The sequence below is a fragment of the Halobacillus sp. GSS1 genome (assembly GCF_017307035.1).
Lineage (GTDB): Bacteria > Bacillota > Bacilli > Bacillales > Halobacillaceae > Halobacillus > Halobacillus litoralis.
In genome coordinates this window covers 1-16,671 of record NZ_JAFLHE010000018.1, presented here as the reverse complement: position 1 = coordinate 16,671, position 16,671 = coordinate 1, and the positions used below count along the sequence as shown (strand labels likewise).

Annotated in this window: 19 protein-coding genes; 15 read left to right on the top strand and 4 right to left on the bottom strand. The window is 44.4% G+C overall.

Features of this window, described 5'->3' with window-relative positions; all coding sequences use genetic code 11:
* Nucleotides 1-26: 26 nt before the first annotated feature.
* Nucleotides 27-785: a nuclease-related domain-containing protein gene (locus J0K78_RS18545; RefSeq protein ID WP_206948400.1), complete on the bottom strand. Its 759-nt coding sequence runs from the start codon at nucleotides 783-785 to the stop codon at nucleotides 27-29.
* Nucleotides 786-856: 71 nt separating this feature from the next.
* Here J0K78_RS18545 and J0K78_RS18540 point away from each other — a divergent pair, with 71 nt between their 5' ends.
* Nucleotides 857-1,624, top strand: a complete 768-nt coding sequence (locus tag J0K78_RS18540; protein WP_206948399.1) for a nucleotidyltransferase domain-containing protein — start codon at nucleotides 857-859, stop codon at nucleotides 1,622-1,624.
* A gap of 27 nt (nucleotides 1,625-1,651) precedes the next feature.
* Here the strand turns inward: J0K78_RS18540 and J0K78_RS18535 are convergent, their stop codons facing one another.
* Nucleotides 1,652-2,488 (bottom strand): STAS domain-containing protein, encoded by an 837-nt coding sequence (locus J0K78_RS18535; RefSeq protein ID WP_206948398.1) that lies wholly within the window; start codon nucleotides 2,486-2,488, stop codon nucleotides 1,652-1,654.
* A gap of 151 nt (nucleotides 2,489-2,639) precedes the next feature.
* On the opposite strand from J0K78_RS18535, the gene J0K78_RS18530 reads away from it, so the two are divergent.
* A complete protein-coding gene (locus J0K78_RS18530) occupies nucleotides 2,640-3,101 on the top strand; it encodes a DinB family protein (protein ID WP_206948397.1) in 462 nt (153 codons plus the stop codon).
* A 2-nt stretch (nucleotides 3,102-3,103) separates the two neighbouring features.
* The gene (locus J0K78_RS18525; protein ID WP_206948396.1) at nucleotides 3,104-3,583 is read left to right on the top strand and encodes a hypothetical protein; all 480 of its coding nucleotides are present in this window, start codon (nucleotides 3,104-3,106) and stop codon (nucleotides 3,581-3,583) included.
* Between the two features lie 37 nt (nucleotides 3,584-3,620).
* On the opposite strand, the gene J0K78_RS18520 is transcribed toward J0K78_RS18525, so the two are convergent.
* Nucleotides 3,621-4,181: a CotY/CotZ family spore coat protein gene (locus J0K78_RS18520; protein WP_206948395.1), complete on the bottom strand. Its 561-nt coding sequence runs from the start codon at nucleotides 4,179-4,181 to the stop codon at nucleotides 3,621-3,623.
* 946 nt (nucleotides 4,182-5,127) lie between these two features.
* On the opposite strand from J0K78_RS18520, the gene J0K78_RS18515 reads away from it, so the two are divergent.
* The 12 genes from J0K78_RS18515 (at nucleotide 5,128) to J0K78_RS18460 (ending at nucleotide 15,841) form a co-directional block, all read left to right on the top strand.
* A complete protein-coding gene (locus J0K78_RS18515; protein ID WP_206948394.1) occupies nucleotides 5,128-6,339 on the top strand; it encodes an acyl-CoA dehydrogenase in 1,212 nt (403 codons plus the stop codon).
* A 4-nt stretch (nucleotides 6,340-6,343) separates the two neighbouring features.
* The gene (locus J0K78_RS18510; protein WP_206948393.1) at nucleotides 6,344-7,123 is read left to right on the top strand and encodes an SDR family oxidoreductase; all 780 of its coding nucleotides are present in this window, start codon (nucleotides 6,344-6,346) and stop codon (nucleotides 7,121-7,123) included.
* A 29-nt stretch (nucleotides 7,124-7,152) separates the two neighbouring features.
* Nucleotides 7,153-7,731: a TetR/AcrR family transcriptional regulator gene (locus J0K78_RS18505; protein WP_206948392.1), complete on the top strand. Its 579-nt coding sequence runs from the start codon at nucleotides 7,153-7,155 to the stop codon at nucleotides 7,729-7,731.
* A complete protein-coding gene (locus J0K78_RS18500; RefSeq protein ID WP_206948391.1) occupies nucleotides 7,721-8,593 on the top strand; it encodes a 3-hydroxyacyl-CoA dehydrogenase family protein in 873 nt (290 codons plus the stop codon). Before J0K78_RS18505 ends, J0K78_RS18500 begins: the two co-directional genes overlap by 11 nt.
* Before the next feature lie 12 nt (nucleotides 8,594-8,605).
* Nucleotides 8,606-9,004: an acyl-CoA thioesterase gene (locus tag J0K78_RS18495; protein WP_160914213.1), complete on the top strand. Its 399-nt coding sequence runs from the start codon at nucleotides 8,606-8,608 to the stop codon at nucleotides 9,002-9,004.
* 11 nt (nucleotides 9,005-9,015) lie between these two features.
* The gene (locus J0K78_RS18490) at nucleotides 9,016-10,077 is read left to right on the top strand and encodes a phosphotransferase family protein (protein ID WP_206948390.1); all 1,062 of its coding nucleotides are present in this window, start codon (nucleotides 9,016-9,018) and stop codon (nucleotides 10,075-10,077) included.
* Between the two features lies 1 nt (nucleotide 10,078).
* A complete protein-coding gene (locus tag J0K78_RS18485; RefSeq protein ID WP_206948389.1) occupies nucleotides 10,079-10,822 on the top strand; it encodes a 2-phosphosulfolactate phosphatase in 744 nt (247 codons plus the stop codon).
* Nucleotides 10,803-12,563, top strand: coding sequence for an acyl-CoA dehydrogenase family protein (locus tag J0K78_RS18480; RefSeq protein WP_206948388.1), 1,761 nt, complete (start codon nucleotides 10,803-10,805; stop codon nucleotides 12,561-12,563). The genes J0K78_RS18485 and J0K78_RS18480 overlap by 20 nt, the downstream gene beginning before the upstream one ends.
* Nucleotides 12,564-12,580: 17 nt before the next feature.
* Nucleotides 12,581-13,366: an enoyl-CoA hydratase/isomerase family protein gene (locus J0K78_RS18475; RefSeq protein WP_206948387.1), complete on the top strand. Its 786-nt coding sequence runs from the start codon at nucleotides 12,581-12,583 to the stop codon at nucleotides 13,364-13,366.
* 11 nt (nucleotides 13,367-13,377) lie between these two features.
* Nucleotides 13,378-14,352 (top strand): quinone oxidoreductase family protein, encoded by a 975-nt coding sequence (locus J0K78_RS18470; RefSeq protein WP_206948386.1) that lies wholly within the window; start codon nucleotides 13,378-13,380, stop codon nucleotides 14,350-14,352.
* A 104-nt stretch (nucleotides 14,353-14,456) separates the two neighbouring features.
* The gene (locus J0K78_RS18465) at nucleotides 14,457-15,014 is read left to right on the top strand and encodes a GNAT family N-acetyltransferase (RefSeq protein WP_206948385.1); all 558 of its coding nucleotides are present in this window, start codon (nucleotides 14,457-14,459) and stop codon (nucleotides 15,012-15,014) included.
* Complete coding sequence (locus tag J0K78_RS18460; protein WP_206948384.1) at nucleotides 15,011-15,841, top strand: protein phosphatase 2C domain-containing protein; 831 nt, start codon at nucleotides 15,011-15,013, stop codon at nucleotides 15,839-15,841. Before J0K78_RS18465 ends, J0K78_RS18460 begins: the two co-directional genes overlap by 4 nt.
* Nucleotides 15,842-15,865: 24 nt before the next feature.
* Here J0K78_RS18460 and J0K78_RS18455 read toward each other — a convergent pair whose 3' ends face one another.
* A complete protein-coding gene (locus tag J0K78_RS18455; protein WP_206948383.1) occupies nucleotides 15,866-16,528 on the bottom strand; it encodes an O-methyltransferase in 663 nt (220 codons plus the stop codon).
* Nucleotides 16,529-16,671 lie beyond the last annotated feature (143 nt).

Sequence of the window (16,671 nt, the reverse complement as noted above, 5' to 3'; positions counted from 1 at the left end):
GCGATTGTTGTGGGAGCAACATTGGTTTAAGAGAGTGCGCGCAACCTTAACGAACCGATCCCCGCAGAAACGCGGAATTCTGCATTTGTAATCGTGTCTCCAATCAGTAATTGATGATCTCTTAACAAAAGTAAATGCGCATCCTTTGATTTCGTTCCAAACCGTCCGCAAAGCCAATGATCACGGCGGCGCGCCATGCCTAGCATGCGACAAGAAGGACACGGAACACCCCAATTGAGCTCATCTTTTGAAAGGCCATATTCTAAAATGACGTCTGAATGAACTCTTTTTCTTTTACTAAAGTCTTCTCCTTGAAAGGTAAGGGAGGCATTCGAGTTTGCGATGACTACGAAAGAGTAGATAGGGATGGAGGGGAAGCTTGACATCTTTAACCAGCGTTGTAACTGAAATTTCTGCAGTTCCACTTGTACAAAGGGATCCTGGAATACCTCACTTTTTCCTTCTACCGTACTTATAAGTTTCCTGTGGTCGAGGTCGAACTGTAACTCTCCTTTATAATTCTTTATTTCTATAAGGACCAAGCATTCCTGATAAAGGAGAAGCGCATCAATCTGAAAAGGCCAGACACCATCGTGGAGCCTGACATCCTGCATGCTTCTTCCCGGCAAGTACTCCATGTAGTGATCAGCTGTTGTTTCACCAAAATGCCCGGCAGACAAGTGGCCCAGGCGGTTTGCTATTTCTTCTCTGAGAGGATGATGGGTGGAAATTCGATTAAGAAGAGATTCAAGCTTTAAAAGTTCCAGTGATTTTTCTCGAGGCATATTCAAACTCCTTTTACAAAAAATTCATTCTATTATATGATGATGTAATCTTTATCTCTAGGAGGGGTAGGATGAGACAGAGAGAAGCAGTAGAAACGATAACGGAAAGTTTGCAGAAAGATAACCTTGTGAAGGCTATTTTCCTAAAAGGCTCGATGGGCCGAGAGGAGGAAGATGAGCACTCAGATGTGGATTTGTATGTGCTGGTTGACGAGGCGGATAAAGAAGCATTTTTGAATAATAGACAAAAGCACCTTGAAAGCTATCAGCCTATCATTTTCTATGATGATATTTTTATTATCGCTCCTCAAATTATTGCTGTATATGAAAATCTGCTGCACGTCGATCTTTTTACAGTTACTGAGGAAACGCTCGTACATAAAGATTTTTTCCGTGTTCTCTATGATCCGGAACAACGTATGGAAAAGCATGAAACTCATCAGAATCTCTATTTATCTGAAAAGGATTTTTTATATGCGGTCGATGACATTGCTTTCTTCTTCCTGCAATACAAGAAAGCGGCTGATCGTGGGAACGACATTTGGGCTGTGAAGGTAGCTAATGATATAGGTGTGAATGTGGGGAAACTTCTTTTACAAAAATACGCACCGGATCGAGCGCAGCTTGGTTTGAAGGCTGTCCCACATGCACTTCCATCTGCTCACGTTCAGGAGATGGAGAACGTGTATCGCTGGATTTCATTAGAGAAACATGATAAGGCTGTGGGCCGATTGGCTGTTATAATGGAAGAACATTTGGAGTGGCTTGAGGAGTGTCTGGGATATGAAACATATACCCTTCCTTTTTTAAAGAGGATGATTGAAGTAATAAAAAAATAGAACCCCCTTGATAGGGAGTTCCAGTGATTAAAAGGATTGACCGGCCATCGCTTGGGAAAGCGTCGCGGTAGTTGTGACATTTCTGAAATCGACACCGAGCTGCACAGCTGTTTGAGCAATTTCAGGTCGAATACCGACAACGGTCGATGAAACACCGATCAATTGTAAACTATCAATCAATTGAAAAATCTGCTGGGCCACCATGGTGTCTACGAGATAAACACCTGATAGATCGATATAGAGGACATCGATGTTCTCTTCCGTACAATTTTTCAAGGTGTTCTCCTGAATCGATGTAGCACGTTCAGTATCGATATTACCGACAAGCGGGAGAAGGGCGCGGTCGTTTGATAATTGTATAAGAGGTGAACTTAATTCGTTGATCACCGTGCGTTGGTGATCAATCTTTTTATTCAGCTGGTTGGATTTTTCTTCTGACACCTTGAACATGATTTCATCAAAGACTTCAATTAACAAACGTTTCCATTCATTTTCAAGATCTCGGGAAACTGGGGTTTCATACTGCAGGATAAACTCTTCCAGAAAATCCAGATATTGTTCACGAACACGCATGAATTCCCGGATAATTTCATGGGTGGGTGTATTTAAATGGTTGGGGTCTCTGCCGATCTCAATAATCCAACCATTGATTTGGCTGAAAAAATCATCGCGGTCAAGGATAAATAGCTGACGCATATATTTATGAAATTCATAATTTTGTGCTTTAAGATTTTTGACGGTTTCTGAATCTTTAGATGCATATACTCCGGACACATCATGTTGATTTAATGAATTGTACCATTCTTCTGTTAAAGCTTCCGCTTTATGTAGAAGGAAGTCATGTAAAGCTTGGTTCGTTTCCATTCGCAAGCTCCTCTCTATAAAATGAGCCTCTATAGGTGTGAATTTGAGAGGATCATCCTTTATCTTCATTATAAATGGAATAACTAATCTTTCCAATAGGATTGACTTAAGGTTATTAAAAAAGGGAATATCCAAACAAGGAGGTGTTTAAATGGCTCTTAGAGAAGTGTTATTGGAACAGTTGAGATCTGTTCATGATGAAAACAGCTGGTTTGTCTGTTTCAATTATGCCGTAAGAGAATTGGAAGAACCACAAGCGGTGGAGAAACTGCATGACCAGCACCATTCTATTGCTGAAATTGTGCATCATCTTTATTTTTACAATGAACGTTACTTAAGTAGATTCCGCGGAGAGGAAGTCGCTGAACGCCCGCGCCACTATGATACGTTTCAAAATCACGGACAAGTGCAGTGGCATGCAAGAGTGGCTGACTTCCAAATGGTCATGACGATGTTTAAACAAGAGGTTCTATCATGCAGTCAAGAAAAGCTTGAAATGTGGGCAGAGACCCTGTCGAATTTATTCATGCACAATGCTTACCATATTGGACAGATTGTAACCATTCGAAAACGAAACGGATGGTGGGGGATGAATCCAGTGGTGAAAGGTTAATCATGAAAAAATACAGCATGGTTGTCGCACTATTAATATTCATTCTGAGTGTGAGTTTCTTTAGTAATGGAAACGATAAGCAGGAAGCGCTCAACAAAGATACAATCCGGGAAATTACTTTAGAAGTAAAAGGAGAAACGTATCCTTTAAAGGGTAAAGTTGTTTGCCTACACGAGAAAAATTGTTCTGTTTCTGAAGAGCAGCGGTCCGTTTCTCAATTGGAGAAAGAACTGAAGATAAAAGATTACGAGTTGCAAAGGTCCACAGAAATAACACTGAGTTTCTCTACAAGAGACCCAGATATGATCTTCTACGATGAAATGGATAACAACTCAGTTACTACCATCTCTGTAGAGGGTACCAGTTTTGAAGTCTATGGATTGGATGATTCAGAAAAGGTTTACCGTATCGGGGTCCAGTGGGAGGACACAGATGGAGAAGTTACGCGCGCTTATTATCCAATCCGTGTATCTATTATGTAAAAACGTGCAGGAACAAGGTTCCATGCACGTTTTTAAATTATCCTTCGAATTGAGACATTGCGTCGTCCATTTCCTCGCGTGTCGCCATCAATGGAGTAGTAGGCTCTAGACATGTGATGCTGCAGAAGCAATCAAGGTCTACAGTAATGCAGACTCCTGTCGCACGAAGATTACGGATAGAGTTTCCTGGGAAATAGTCACACACATGTTTTCCGTTACAGGATCTCTCTGGTTGTGATCCTCCCATTGTAACAGGGATCAAAAGCTCCAGCTTCACGCATTTTCCATCATTCGTGAATTTTTTAGCTCTGAAAATTGGAGAGCTTAGGCAATCAAGAAATGTGTTTTCGGACATTCCCAGTTGCTTGCGAATGACACCACTTCCGACGAATGGCTTGCAGTCTTTGCAGTACAAAATGAATGGAACAGTAGTGTTACGTGGAGCTTCGTCAGCAGGTGAAAGCAGATCACGGATGGAACGCTCACAGCTGACATCACAACATCCATTATCCATCAAAGCGGCCACTTCATCTTGAGCTTTGATGATTTCTTTGATCACATCGCGAACGCAGCTGTTATCTCTTCCTTTACAACTCATTAAAACATCTCCTTCTTTGTTTTTCTATACATTCTATGGCTGTTCATAGAGAGTGCTTGTATAGTTGCCTATTATTCTAAGAATCTTCATAGTTTGTAAAAATACTAGGTGAATGCCAAGGCAATGAGAGGATACGGGCATACTTTATAGTACTGAGAGTTCACGAAAGCTCGAGGTACATGGTTTACCACGCCATGGAAAATTTCCCTACGGTCTGATGCCAGCGTACACTGGCATCTTTTTTTATTTCTCCTTATTAAAGGAAGTGGCAGGTTTCTTGAAGACTCAGTTCCGAGATGTTTCCAGGGTTCGTTGCCCAGTTTAGAATCAGGGTGGCTGGGAAGCTCCTCGCTTTCCTGTGGGGGAGAGCCGAGCTTCCTCGGGCTTAGCCCTGCGGGATCTCGCCGATCTCCTTTCTCCCACGGGAGTCTCGCAGCTTCCCAACCACCCCATTCGATAAAAGGGATAACGAACCCCTTTGCCAAGTTGGAAGGTCTCCCTCTATCCCGATTGTTGTAGGTATGAAACGCTCTGTATCAAGCTTTTAGGGTTCAATCACCCCGGCATGGGAGTTTCATCCTTATACTCCCATCAAACTGAAAAGCTGAAGATTGGAAAGTGGTTTCGAGATAGTTATATAGCAAAGGGGCGGAGGGGAATGGCGAGACTCCTGCGGGAAAAAAGTGCTTGGTGAGACCCCACAGGACGCAGTCCGAGGAGGCTCACCGCGCTCCCGCGGAAAGCGAGCTATTCCCCGCAGCCCCTATCTACCCAACAAAAGCCTCGAAACTGAGTCTTCAAGAAAAGGGAGCTTTCCTGGAAGAGGGAGGCTTCGATCTTAAATATGAATAATCATTCACTTTTTGTTGAATTTTCAGAATAGTAGGTATAAAATGGATGCATACTAACCGTTTGGTATGTTTTTTGCGAAGGAGGAGGAAAAAGGTTGAACTTTGATTATTCCGATAAGGTTAAAGGCTACCTTGAAAAGCTGGGACGGTTTATGGATGAATACGTTTATCCGAATGAGTCGGTGTATGAGGACCAATTAAATGCACAAGATGATCGCTTTTCGGAAGTTCCTCCCATCATGGAAGAGCTGAAATTGAAAGCGAAAGAGGAAGGGCTTTGGAATTTGTTTTTACCTAACGATACATATGGGGCGGGTCTCTCAAACATTGAATATGCTCCGCTGTGTGAGATGATGGGACGTTCACTCATCGGCCCGGAAGTTTTCAATTGCAATGCACCAGATACAGGAAATATGGAGGTGCTTGCCCGCTATGGAAGTGAAGCTCAAAAAAACGAATGGCTGGAACCTCTGTTAAAAGGGGAGATCAGGTCCTGCTTTTCTATGACCGAGCCGGATGTGGCTTCTTCTGATGCGACAAATATTAAGTCTATGATTACGCAGGACGGAGACGATTATGTCATCAATGGTCGGAAATGGTGGTCTTCGGGCGCGGGGGATCCAAGGTGTAAAATAGCCATTTTTATGGGGAAGACGGATCCAAATGCGAAGCGTCATGAACAACAGTCGATGATTCTTGTCCCTTTGGATACAGAAGGGGTTCACATAAAGCGTATGTTGCCTGTGTTTGGGTATGACCATGCTCCTCATGGACATGCAGAAATTGATTTTAACAATGTCCGTGTACCGAAGGAAAACATAATTTGGGGAGAAGGGAAGGGGTTCGCCATCGCTCAAGGGCGCCTTGGACCGGGAAGAATCCACCACTGCATGCGGTTAATCGGAGCGGCGGAACGAGCGCTTGAAGATTTATGTAAGCGCGTTCAAAAAAGAGAAGCCTTTCATCGTCCATTGGCCGACCAAGGGGTGGTGCGGGAGTGGATCGCAGACTCCCGGATTGAACTTGAACAGGCACGTCTGCTTACTTTGAAGGCTGCTTATATGATGGACACTGTTGGTAACAAAGAAGCGAAAACTGAAATCGCCATGATTAAGGTGGTCGCCCCGAATATGGCATTAAAAGTGATTGATCGGGCGATTCAGGCTCATGGGGGGGCAGGGGTCAGTGATGATTTCACCTTGGCAGCCCAATGGGCAAATTCACGGACATTGAGGCTGGCTGACGGTCCGGATGAGGTCCATCGGAGACAAATCGCTAAACTTGAATTATCTAAATATGAGGAGTGAGATCATGCATGTTAAAGATCTTTTTGATTTGAAAGGGAAAACCGCCCTCGTTACGGGAGGTGGTCGTGGCCTCGGTGAGCAAATTGCTGAAGGTCTCGCAGAAGCAGGGGCAAATATAATTGTTTGCTCCCGTAAACAAGAGGCATGTGAACAAACAGCCCTCAGGTTGGAAAGTGAATGTGGTGTCGAGACTCTTGCCCTCGGCTGTGATGTCACGAACCCTGATGATATTGATCGTGTAGTGGATGAAGCGGTAGCCAAATTCGAATCGATTGATATTCTTGTTAACAATAGTGGGGCTACGTGGGGCGCCCCGACACTTGAGATGCCCTTGGAAGCCTTCCAAAAGGTGATGAATGTTAATGTAACTGGAACTTTCCTTATGTCCCAAAAGGTTGGCGAGCACATGGTTAAGCAAAAATCCGGAAAAATCATCAATATCGCTTCTGTTGCTGGCCTTGGTGGAGCGGATCCAAGGTTTATGGAGACCGTCGGTTACAATGCCAGTAAAGGGGCGGTCATCACCTTTACGAAGGATCTTGCGGTGAAGTGGGGAGCGCATAACATTCAGGTGAACGCACTTGCTCCCGGCTTCTTCCCGACGAAAATGTCGAAAGGTGTGCTTGAGCACGGAGGAGATTTCATTCTCGATCGAACGCCGCTCGGGCGCTTCGGTTCGGAGGAGGACTTGAAGGGAGCGGCTCTATTTCTGGCGTGTCGTGCCTCGGATTATGTGACCGGAGACGTTCTCGTTGTCGACGGTGGCATGCACGCTTCCTGTTGATGGATTTTGCTGAGTTAGGACGGGTAGACATGAAAGAAAAAATGATGGACACAATTATAGAGTTATTCGGTAAAAAGGGGTTCCAGGCCACTTCCATTCAAGACATTGTCGAAGCAAACGGAGTGACGAAGGGGACATTTTATTATTATTTCAAGAACAAAGAAGATGTGCTCGTTCATATCCACCAATCGTTTATTGACCACCTGCTGGACGGACAAGAGAAAATCATGACAAACGAAGGTCTGTCAAACTCTGAAAAGTTGTACCAAATTGTAGAATTGTTAATCAGTAATATCCGAACAAACGGTCATAGTGCCCTTGTGTTTTTTCAAGAAATGAGACACCTGAGTGAAGAGAAGACAGCCATCATTCTTCCTAAGCGGCAACAATTCCAGGAAAACATCCAGAAAGTGCTGGGAGAAGGGATGGAGGCAGGCGAGTTCAAAAAAGACTTGCGTGCAGATATGTTGTCTTATGCAGTTCTTGGGATGGCGAACTGGAGCTATTTTTGGTACGAACCGGATGGTGAAGTGGATGAAAAGTCTTTGACTGATTTGTATATGCGGTTGATTTTTAAAGGAATCGAGGAGGATACCCATGACGATTGAAAAGTTAGCGGTGATCGGAGCAGGCAGCATGGGGCATCAGATTGCCATGCTTGGTGCATTAGCTGGATATGATACAAAGCTACAGGATATCAGTCAGGAATCATTGGAAAAGGCAGAAATGAAACTTTCAGGAATTATGGACAAGTGGGTAAAAAAAGAAAAAATCTCCAATGAGATGCGTGAAGAAGCTTTTACCCGCCTTCATTTCACCACAGAAATGGAACAAGCGGTTTCAGATGTCGACCTTGTCATTGAAGCTGTCGTTGAAAAGCTGGATGTAAAGCGACAAGTGTTCGCGAAACTGGATGAGTATACACCTTCCCATACAATTTTTGCAACTAACTCATCGACCATCGTCAGTTCATTGATAGCTGACGCAACTTCAAGGCCGGATAAGGTGTGCAACATGCACTTTTTCTTCCCACCACTTGTCATGGACTGTGTGGAAGTCGTCAGGGGTGAACATACGTCAGAAGAAACGGCTGCTGTGGCCATGAAGGTATGTGAAGAGATGAACCGGACCGCGGTTCTATTGCAAAAAGAAATCTCAGGTTTTATCGCCAATCGAATTTTATTCGCGATTCAAAAAGAAGCGATGAGCTTGTATGAGGGGGGATACGCGGATTATGAAGATATCGACAAAATTGTTAAAAAGGCGTTGAACCATCCAATCGGACCGTTTGAACTGATGGATTTGTCAGGGATCGATGTAGGCTATTATGTGATGCAGCAACAGTTTAAGGAGACAGGCGACCCCAAAGACCGGCCATCTAAAACATTGGAAGAGAAAATGAAAGCAGGGGAGCTTGGCCGAAAAACAGGGAAGGGTTTTTATACCTATGAGAATCCTGTTAAAAGTTGAGGAGGAGAACAAATGCATGAAATGGAAGTGAACGTCAGGTTTTGTGAAACCGATTTATTAGGGCATGTGAATAACAATAACTTTTTCGTCTATATGGAGGATGCGCGCATTCGATTTTTTAATGATCTTGCGCTGGTAGGAGATGATTGGAACTTTATCCTTGCTTCGACGAAATGTGATTTCATCAAACAGGTGTATTTTAATCAGACGTTGATCATTCGGAGCCATGTCGTGAAAGTTGGGCGCTCCAGTTTTCATTTAGAGCAGGACATGTTTGAAAAGGAATCAGGGGAACTTGCGGCCAAGGGCTTGTCGGTTATTGTACAATTCGACTTTGAACAACAGCAGAGTGTCGCACTGACATCTGATATGAAAGAAACCTTGTCATCTTATCAAATGGTTCCAAAATAAGGGGGGTCTACATGGTTTATACAGAAGATACAAGGCCTGTCCGTCAAGGGGAAGAACTGGACGCAAAGAAGCTTGAACGTTATTTAAGACAACAGTTAGATATTCCTTCAGGTGATATTCAAATCAGGCAGTTCGGGGCGGGGCATTCCAATCTGACCTATGAACTTTCAGTGAGAGAAGAGTGGAAAGCGGTCTTACGCCGCCCTCCTATGGGGCCGGTCGCTCCAAAGGCACATGACATGGAACGCGAATTCAAGGTTCTTCAATCTTTACATCCCGTTTATCCTTTAGCACCGAAACCCTATCTCTATGAATCTGGCAATCTGATTGGCCACCCTTTTTTTGTGATGGAACGGAGAGAGGGGCTAGTATTTGATCACACCTACCCTGAAGGTGTGGAAGCGACAGAAGAGCTAGGTAGGAAGCTATCCGAAACCATGGTCGACCGGTTAGCAGAGCTTCATTCACTGGATTATCGGAATACTCCCTTGAAAGATATGGTCAAGCCTGAAGGGTTTATGGATAGGCAAGTGCACGGATGGATTAAGCGCTACGAGAAAGCGAGAACGGATGATGTCGTTTCCGGAGAGCGCTTGAAAAAGTGGCTGGCCGGAAATATTCCGGAATCCAAAGATGTTTCCATCATTCATTATGATTACAAGTTGAATAATGCCATGTTCAGTAAGGAAGATCCTTCGGAGATGGTAGGTTTGTTTGATTGGGAAATGACCACCGTGGGTGATCCGATGGCTGATGTTGGTGCTGCCATGAGTTATTGGATTCAAAAAAACGATCCCGAACTCTTGAAAACGGGACTGGGGAAACCGCCGCTCACCGTTCAAAAAGGATTCTATACAAGAGATGAATTCATTCACCGCTATGCTGAAAAAAGTGGAAGAGACGTAGAAGATATCGACTTCTATTTGACCTTCGCCTATTTCAAACTGGCAGGAATCGTCCAGCAAATCTACTATCGCTATAAAAATGGACAAACCGAGGATCCAAGGTTTGCTGGTATGCACGTCTTCGTCAATCAGTTGATCCGACATGCGGAAGAAACTGCAGGCCTCTAGCATGGGGAATGTCCAAGTCATCTTTAAGAAAGAAGATATCCTACCGGAAGAGCTGAGAGGGAAAGTCGTTGTCGTCTTTGATGTTTTATTCGCCACATCGACCATTACGGCTGCTATTGCAGATGGTGCGTCCAGTGTCATTCCTGTATTCAGCCCAGATGAAGCTCGGAAAAAAGCGGAACAATTCAATGACCCTTTCGTTATGGCTGGTGAAGATAAAGGAAGAAGGATTGAGGGGTTCGAACCTCCCTTAAGAACCTATTTGAAGTCGATCATCAAGGATAAGCATCTGATTTTGACGACGACAAACGGAACGATCGCGTTACATCAATCCAGACAAGCCTCTTCCCTATATGCCTCTTCATTACTGAACAATCCAGCGATGGCAGCTCATATGGCAGAGCGCCATATAGAAGATGATGTCGTGCTCATTTGTGCAGGGTCAAGCGGGAAATTTACGGTCGAAGACTTTTATGGTGTCGGCAGTTTAGTCTATCACATGCAAAAGAAGGGGAAGTGGGGGCTCTCCGATGGAGCCGTTACAGCTCTTGGTTTTTATAAGGGGAGTGGTGCTGCAAAGGAATTATTAAGGACCTGCAGGATTGGGAAATTGCTCGTAAATGCCGGGCTTGATCCGCAAGAGATTGATTTTGTTGCTGAGGAAGGTTTATTTGAATCTATACTAACGTATGACCGTGAAAGCGGACAAATCAAGGAGGGTAAAAATGCAACCAGTTCAGCATAATGTTCGAGGTGGGGAGTTTTTGATTTCGGAAGTATCACAGGAGTCAGTGTTTACACCGGAAGATCGTACAGATGAGCATAAGATGATAGCTGCCACTGCTCGACAATTTATTACCCAGGAAATACATCCGAATAGGAATCGAATTGAAGACGGAGATTTTGATTTTGTATCGGAAAAAATGCGTAAAGCCGGAGATTTAGGGCTGCTTGGCCACAGCATTCCCGAAAACTACGGAGGACTGGGGTTAGATAAGGTCAGTAAAGGAATCGTCGGTGAGGCATTGGGAAACGCGAGTGGCTATAGTGTTGCCCATTCTAATCATACGTGTATTGCTACGTTACCGATCACTTACTTTGGTACAAAGCAGCAAAAAGAAAAATATTTGCCTAAACTCGCATCAGGAGAGTACATAGGGGCTTATTGTCTAACAGAGCCAGAAGCAGGGTCAGACGCTCTTTCCGCAAGAACGACCGCTGTGCTGAATGAAACAGGTAACCATTATCTATTGAACGGTACTAAGATTTATATCACCAATGCTGCTTTTTCTGACACGTTTATCGTGTATGCGAAAGTAGACGGAGAACATTTTACAGCTTTCATTGTCGAGAAAGACTTCCCGGGCCTTTCCATCGGACCGGAAGAACAGAAGATGGGAATTAAAGGATCTTCGACTTGTTCTGTCGTGATGGAAGATTGTGAGGTTCCTGTTGAAAACTTGTTAGGGGAAGTTGGTAAAGGACATCTGATTGCTTTGAACGTTTTGAATTTAGGGCGTTTCAATTTAGGTTTTGCCACGATGGGAGCGGCAAAATATAGTTTTCAGTTAGCCATTACCCATGTGAAAGAACGGAAACAGTTTAAAAAAAGCATTGCTGAATTTCCGGCAACCAAGGAAAAACTCGCATCGATGGCCGCGCGAATCTATGGAACAGAGTCTCTGCTTTACCGGACAGCTGGTCATATTGAAGCTTCTCTTCACGGCCACTACGATTCAGAGGATCAACGGGCAACGGCTAAGGCGATGAATGAGCATAAGCTTGAAGCTGCAATTTGTAAGGTCACGGGTTCAGAAACGCTTGACGAAGTGGTAGATGAAGCGTTGCAGTTGCATGGAGGAGCGGGGTTCATCAAGGAATACCCGATTGAACAAGCCTATCGTGATTCTAGAATTAATCGAATCTTTGAAGGAACGAATGAAATCAACCGTCTGTTAATTCCAGGTGCCTTTTTTCAGAAAGCAGCTAAAGAGGAATTTGACGCAGCATCACTGATGGAAAAGGCGGAGTATTCACTTAAAAATGGCGGATATAAACAATCGGACCCTTGTAAGGAAGTTGTCGCTCTCATGAAGGATCTGTACCTTGTCTGCGGGGGAGCGGCTTATCGCATGTATGGAAAATCCATACAGGGTGAGCAGGAAGTATTAATGAAGCTCGCTGATCTTGCTATAGATATATATCGTGTCGAGTCTGCGGTCTTAAGGACAAAAAAAGCGGAACATGCGAAAGATCCAAGCCTTCCACTAAAAGAAATGATGACCTATACGTTAATTGAACAGTCCGCATTGAACGTCCAGCGTACCCTTACCCAACTCTTGTCCACCTTGCTGAAAGGGGAGGAACGTGTTCAAACGTTACGTCATATCCCCGTGCTATTGAGTGAGTACCAATGGGAAGGAGCGGTGGAAAGAAACCGTAACCTTGCCGATCGATTGATTGCAGCCGGTCAGTATGTATCATAAAAAAGGAGATGATCGAAATGAAACTAGGAAATGATCACTTGAGTGTCGATATAAAAGGGCCTGTATTATCCTGTGTACTGAACAGGCCGGATGCCTTGAATGCTTTTTCGGATCAAATGATTATCGGGCTCCAGAACGCCCTTGATGAAGCTGAACGTAATGATGATGTGAAAGTTGTGGTTCTATCAGGTGCCGGGAGGTCTTTTTCAGCTGGTGGAGATGTCAAATCCATGGGGACAGCTGATGCGCAGCATTTATATGACCACGTTGGGGAATTAAATCGATTGATTTTGAAATTTAAAGATTTAGCCAAACCAGTGGTCGCGGTAGTTCATGGCTACGCAGCAGGGGCTGGTTTTAACCTAGCCCTTGCCTGTGATCAGATTCTGGCAGGGGAAGAAAGTAAGTTTGTTCTCAGCTTTGCTCAAGTCGGACTTGTTGCGGATGGTGGCGGACATTACTTTTTATCCAGGTTGCTTGGCCCATACCGAACGAAAGAACTTCTCTTCCGTGCAGAACCTATCCCTGTTGAAACAGCTGCCGAATGGGGACTTGTGAATCGTGTGATTCCACTAGCTGACTTAGAAGAGGAAGCCATGAACTATGCTCTTGCTCTTTCCAAAGGACCGGGCAGAGCCATGGGGATGATGAAAAAAATCGTGGATCAGGCCGATCGCTCAGACTTAGCTACAATACTTGAACAGGAGCGAATCACTCAGACGATGATGGTTTCAACGGAAGATCACAAAGAAGGCGTACAGGCATTCAAGGAAAAGCGCAAACCTAATTTCGTAGGGAAATGAGGAGGATGACAATGAAAGCCATACAGTTCAAGGAATATGGAGGCCCTTCTGTATTAGAAAAAGTGGATGTCGATCGTCCAGAGCTTGAAGCAGGGGAAGTCCTTCTCAAGGTTCATGCTATTGGAGTGAACTATGCGGACACAGCAAGGCGTGAAGGGGCGTATGTTGTACCTACCCCTCTTCCCTTTATTCCAGGAGCGGAGGTAGCCGGGGTTGTAGAAGAAGTTGGTGAAGGGGTAAGCCGAGTCTCTCAGGGAGACCGTGTCGTGACTCTCGTCGGCTCAGGAGGCTATGCGGAATATGTGAAAACGAAGGAGAGTACTTTAATACCTATTCCGAACGAAGTGACAGATGAAACGGCTGTTGCTCTCCCCTTACAAGGGTTAACCGCTTATCATATCCTTACAACAATGGGGAGGCTGGAAAAAGGGGAAACCGTCCTCATCCATGCAGCGGCTGGTGGTGTGGGTTCTCTCGCTGTGCAACTCGCTAAACATTTTGGCGCAGGAAAAGTGATCGCTACAGCGAGCTCAGAAGAAAAGTTGAAGCTTGCCCGCGATTTAGGGGCTGATCATGCGATCAATTACACCCATCCGAATTGGCGTGAAGAAGTGTTGGAGGCGACGGATGGAAGAGGTGTCGATTTGGCTCTTGAAATGGCAGGAGGCGATATCTTTCACGAGACCGTCAAATGTATGAGAGCATTCGGAAGAGTGGTTGTTTATGGGGTAGCCAGTGGAGAGCCAGCTCAAATGTACCCCTCTGGATTAATGAATCGAAACTTATCGGTTATCGGATTCTTCCTGCCACAGATTATGAAAAAACCCGTCCTTTTTGAAAAGAGCTTGAATCACTTGTTGAAAATGATTAAGTCGGGAGATTTGAAGTTGACCGTTGGCGGGGTGTTTCATTTAGACGAAGCGGCTCATGTGCATGAAGTCATGCAAGCTAGAAAAACAAAAGGAAAGCTGGTATTAAAGCCATAAATACAAAAGAACGACAGACTTGTTCTGTCGTTCTTTTTTTTGCAGGAACAAGGAAGGATGTTGTCGAATACAAATGACCACAGATGAAAAGGGGGAGAAGACTAATGTTTGAACACAGAATCGATGACGAGTTATCACTGAAAATGATTGACCACCGCGACGCGGAAGAGCTGTTTAAGTTATCGGATCGTTCCAGAGATCACATACAGGCATGGCTTCCATGGATCCATTTCACGAAAGAGGTCGAAGATACAAGAAATTACATAAAGATGAGCTTACGCCGTTATGCGGAAAATAACGGTCTGACCGTTTGCATACTTTACAAGGGGGGAATTGCCGGTGTCGTTGATTTTCATGAGATCGATGAGAAAAACAAAGTGACCAGCATCGGGTACTGGATGGGAGCTGATTACAAAGGAAAGGGGCTCCTTACACGATCATGTGAAGTGTTGTTCGACTATGCGTTTGAAACGATAGGGATGAACCGCATTGAAATTCGAGCGGCATCTGAAAATAAAAAGAGCCGGGGAGTACCGGAGAGGCTGGGTTTCAAGCAGGAAGGTGTCATCCGGCAGGCAGCCCGACTTTATGAAGAATATACAGATCATGTGGTATATGGAATGTTAAGAGAGGATTGGGTGAAAAGGGAGGGGATCAATTGAATGTCACCTCTGTAGAACATATTCAAAAAAAGAGCCCGGTAAAAAAGGAATGTGAAGATGCCTTTGTTTTAAACTCACAGGCTTGTATTTATGGTGTTTTGGATGGAGCTACTCCCCTTGTTTGTTTTGAAGATGAAGCAGGCCATAATGGAGCCTACCTTGCTGCGCAAATTTTCAAAGCTAAACTGGATCAGTTAAGTGGTGGGGAAGGGTTAGCTCAAGCGGTAGAAGAAGCGAATATTCATCTGCGGGAAGAGATGGAAAAGTACGCAGTACAAACAGATATCGGAGAAGAACGCTGGTCCACATGCGTGGCTGCAGTTGAAGTCATGAACGACCATATTCAATATGTGCAGCTGGGAGACTCTATGATCCTCATAGAGGATGAAGAGGGTAAGTTTACTGTCCTCACATCGGACTCTGTAAAAGGAATTAGCGAAAGGGCCAAGCAAAAACGTGCAGAAGGAAGAAAGGCTGGGGAGGAAATTCCTCCTGAGAGTTATTATGATATACGGATGAATAAGCTACGCTATAACCGACGGCTCGCAAATGTGGAAGGCGGCTATACTGTTGCCAATGGTATGCCTGAAGTGATGGACTGCCTTGATCAGGGAACGATATGTAGAAGAGGGGTTCGCAGCCTCTTACTGATATCTGATGGACTCTTCCATCCGAAGCTTTCCCTTGAAGAGACCTATAATAGAATTCGGGAAGTAGGATTGGAAGCTTATGTTCAGGAATTGACGGAGCACTTAAATAAACATGCTCTCCATATTGATGACAGAACAGCAGTCTGGATCCAATTAAAAGAAGTGCCTCCTTTATAAAGGAGGCACTTCTTATAGGGGAGCTCAAGTAACGACAGCCAGAACAAAACCGTCATATCCTTTGCTTCCTACCGTCTGAAAGGCTGTGGAATCCAGTTTTGGATGGTTATTTAGTAAATCAAACATCTCTCGTATACCGATAATACTCTTATCTTTGCTTTCCGCATCAAGCAGTCTTCCATCACGAACAACATTGTCTACTAAAATCGTTGTTCCGGGCTTAGATAATGTAAGGGCTTCTTTGATATAGCGGGGATTATTATCCTTATCTGCATCGATAAAAATGAAATCAAAGGGTTCACGCCCTTCCAAAGTAGGCAAGGAATCTAGTGCGGGGCCGACAATCACTTCTACTTTATCTTTTATACCCGCCATTTCCAGATTGTTTGAGGCCACTTCTGCGTGCTTAGGATTGAATTCGAGGGTCGTGATATGACCATCTTCAGGTAGGGCTTTGGCCATCCAGGTCGTGCTGTATCCACCGAGTGTACCGATTTCTAATACATGTTTTGCGGCTTTCATTTTCACGAACAGCTGAAGCATCTTTCCCTGGGTGGCGGACACGTCAATAGAAGGGAGTCCTGCTTCTTCATTTGCCTTTAGCACATTCTCCATGACAGGATCTGACGGTATTAACTGATCGATAAAGTATTGATCCACTTGCTTCCAAGTCTCTAGGTTACTCAACCAAACCACTCCTTATGTATAGGTTTCTTCCAGTGTAATCCTCATCCAATAAAAACTCGAGCAAAAAGGTACTTTAAATTATCACTTCCATATTAAAGTAAATGGCAGGATTGTGTAAGACTCAGTTTCGAGACTTTCCGGGA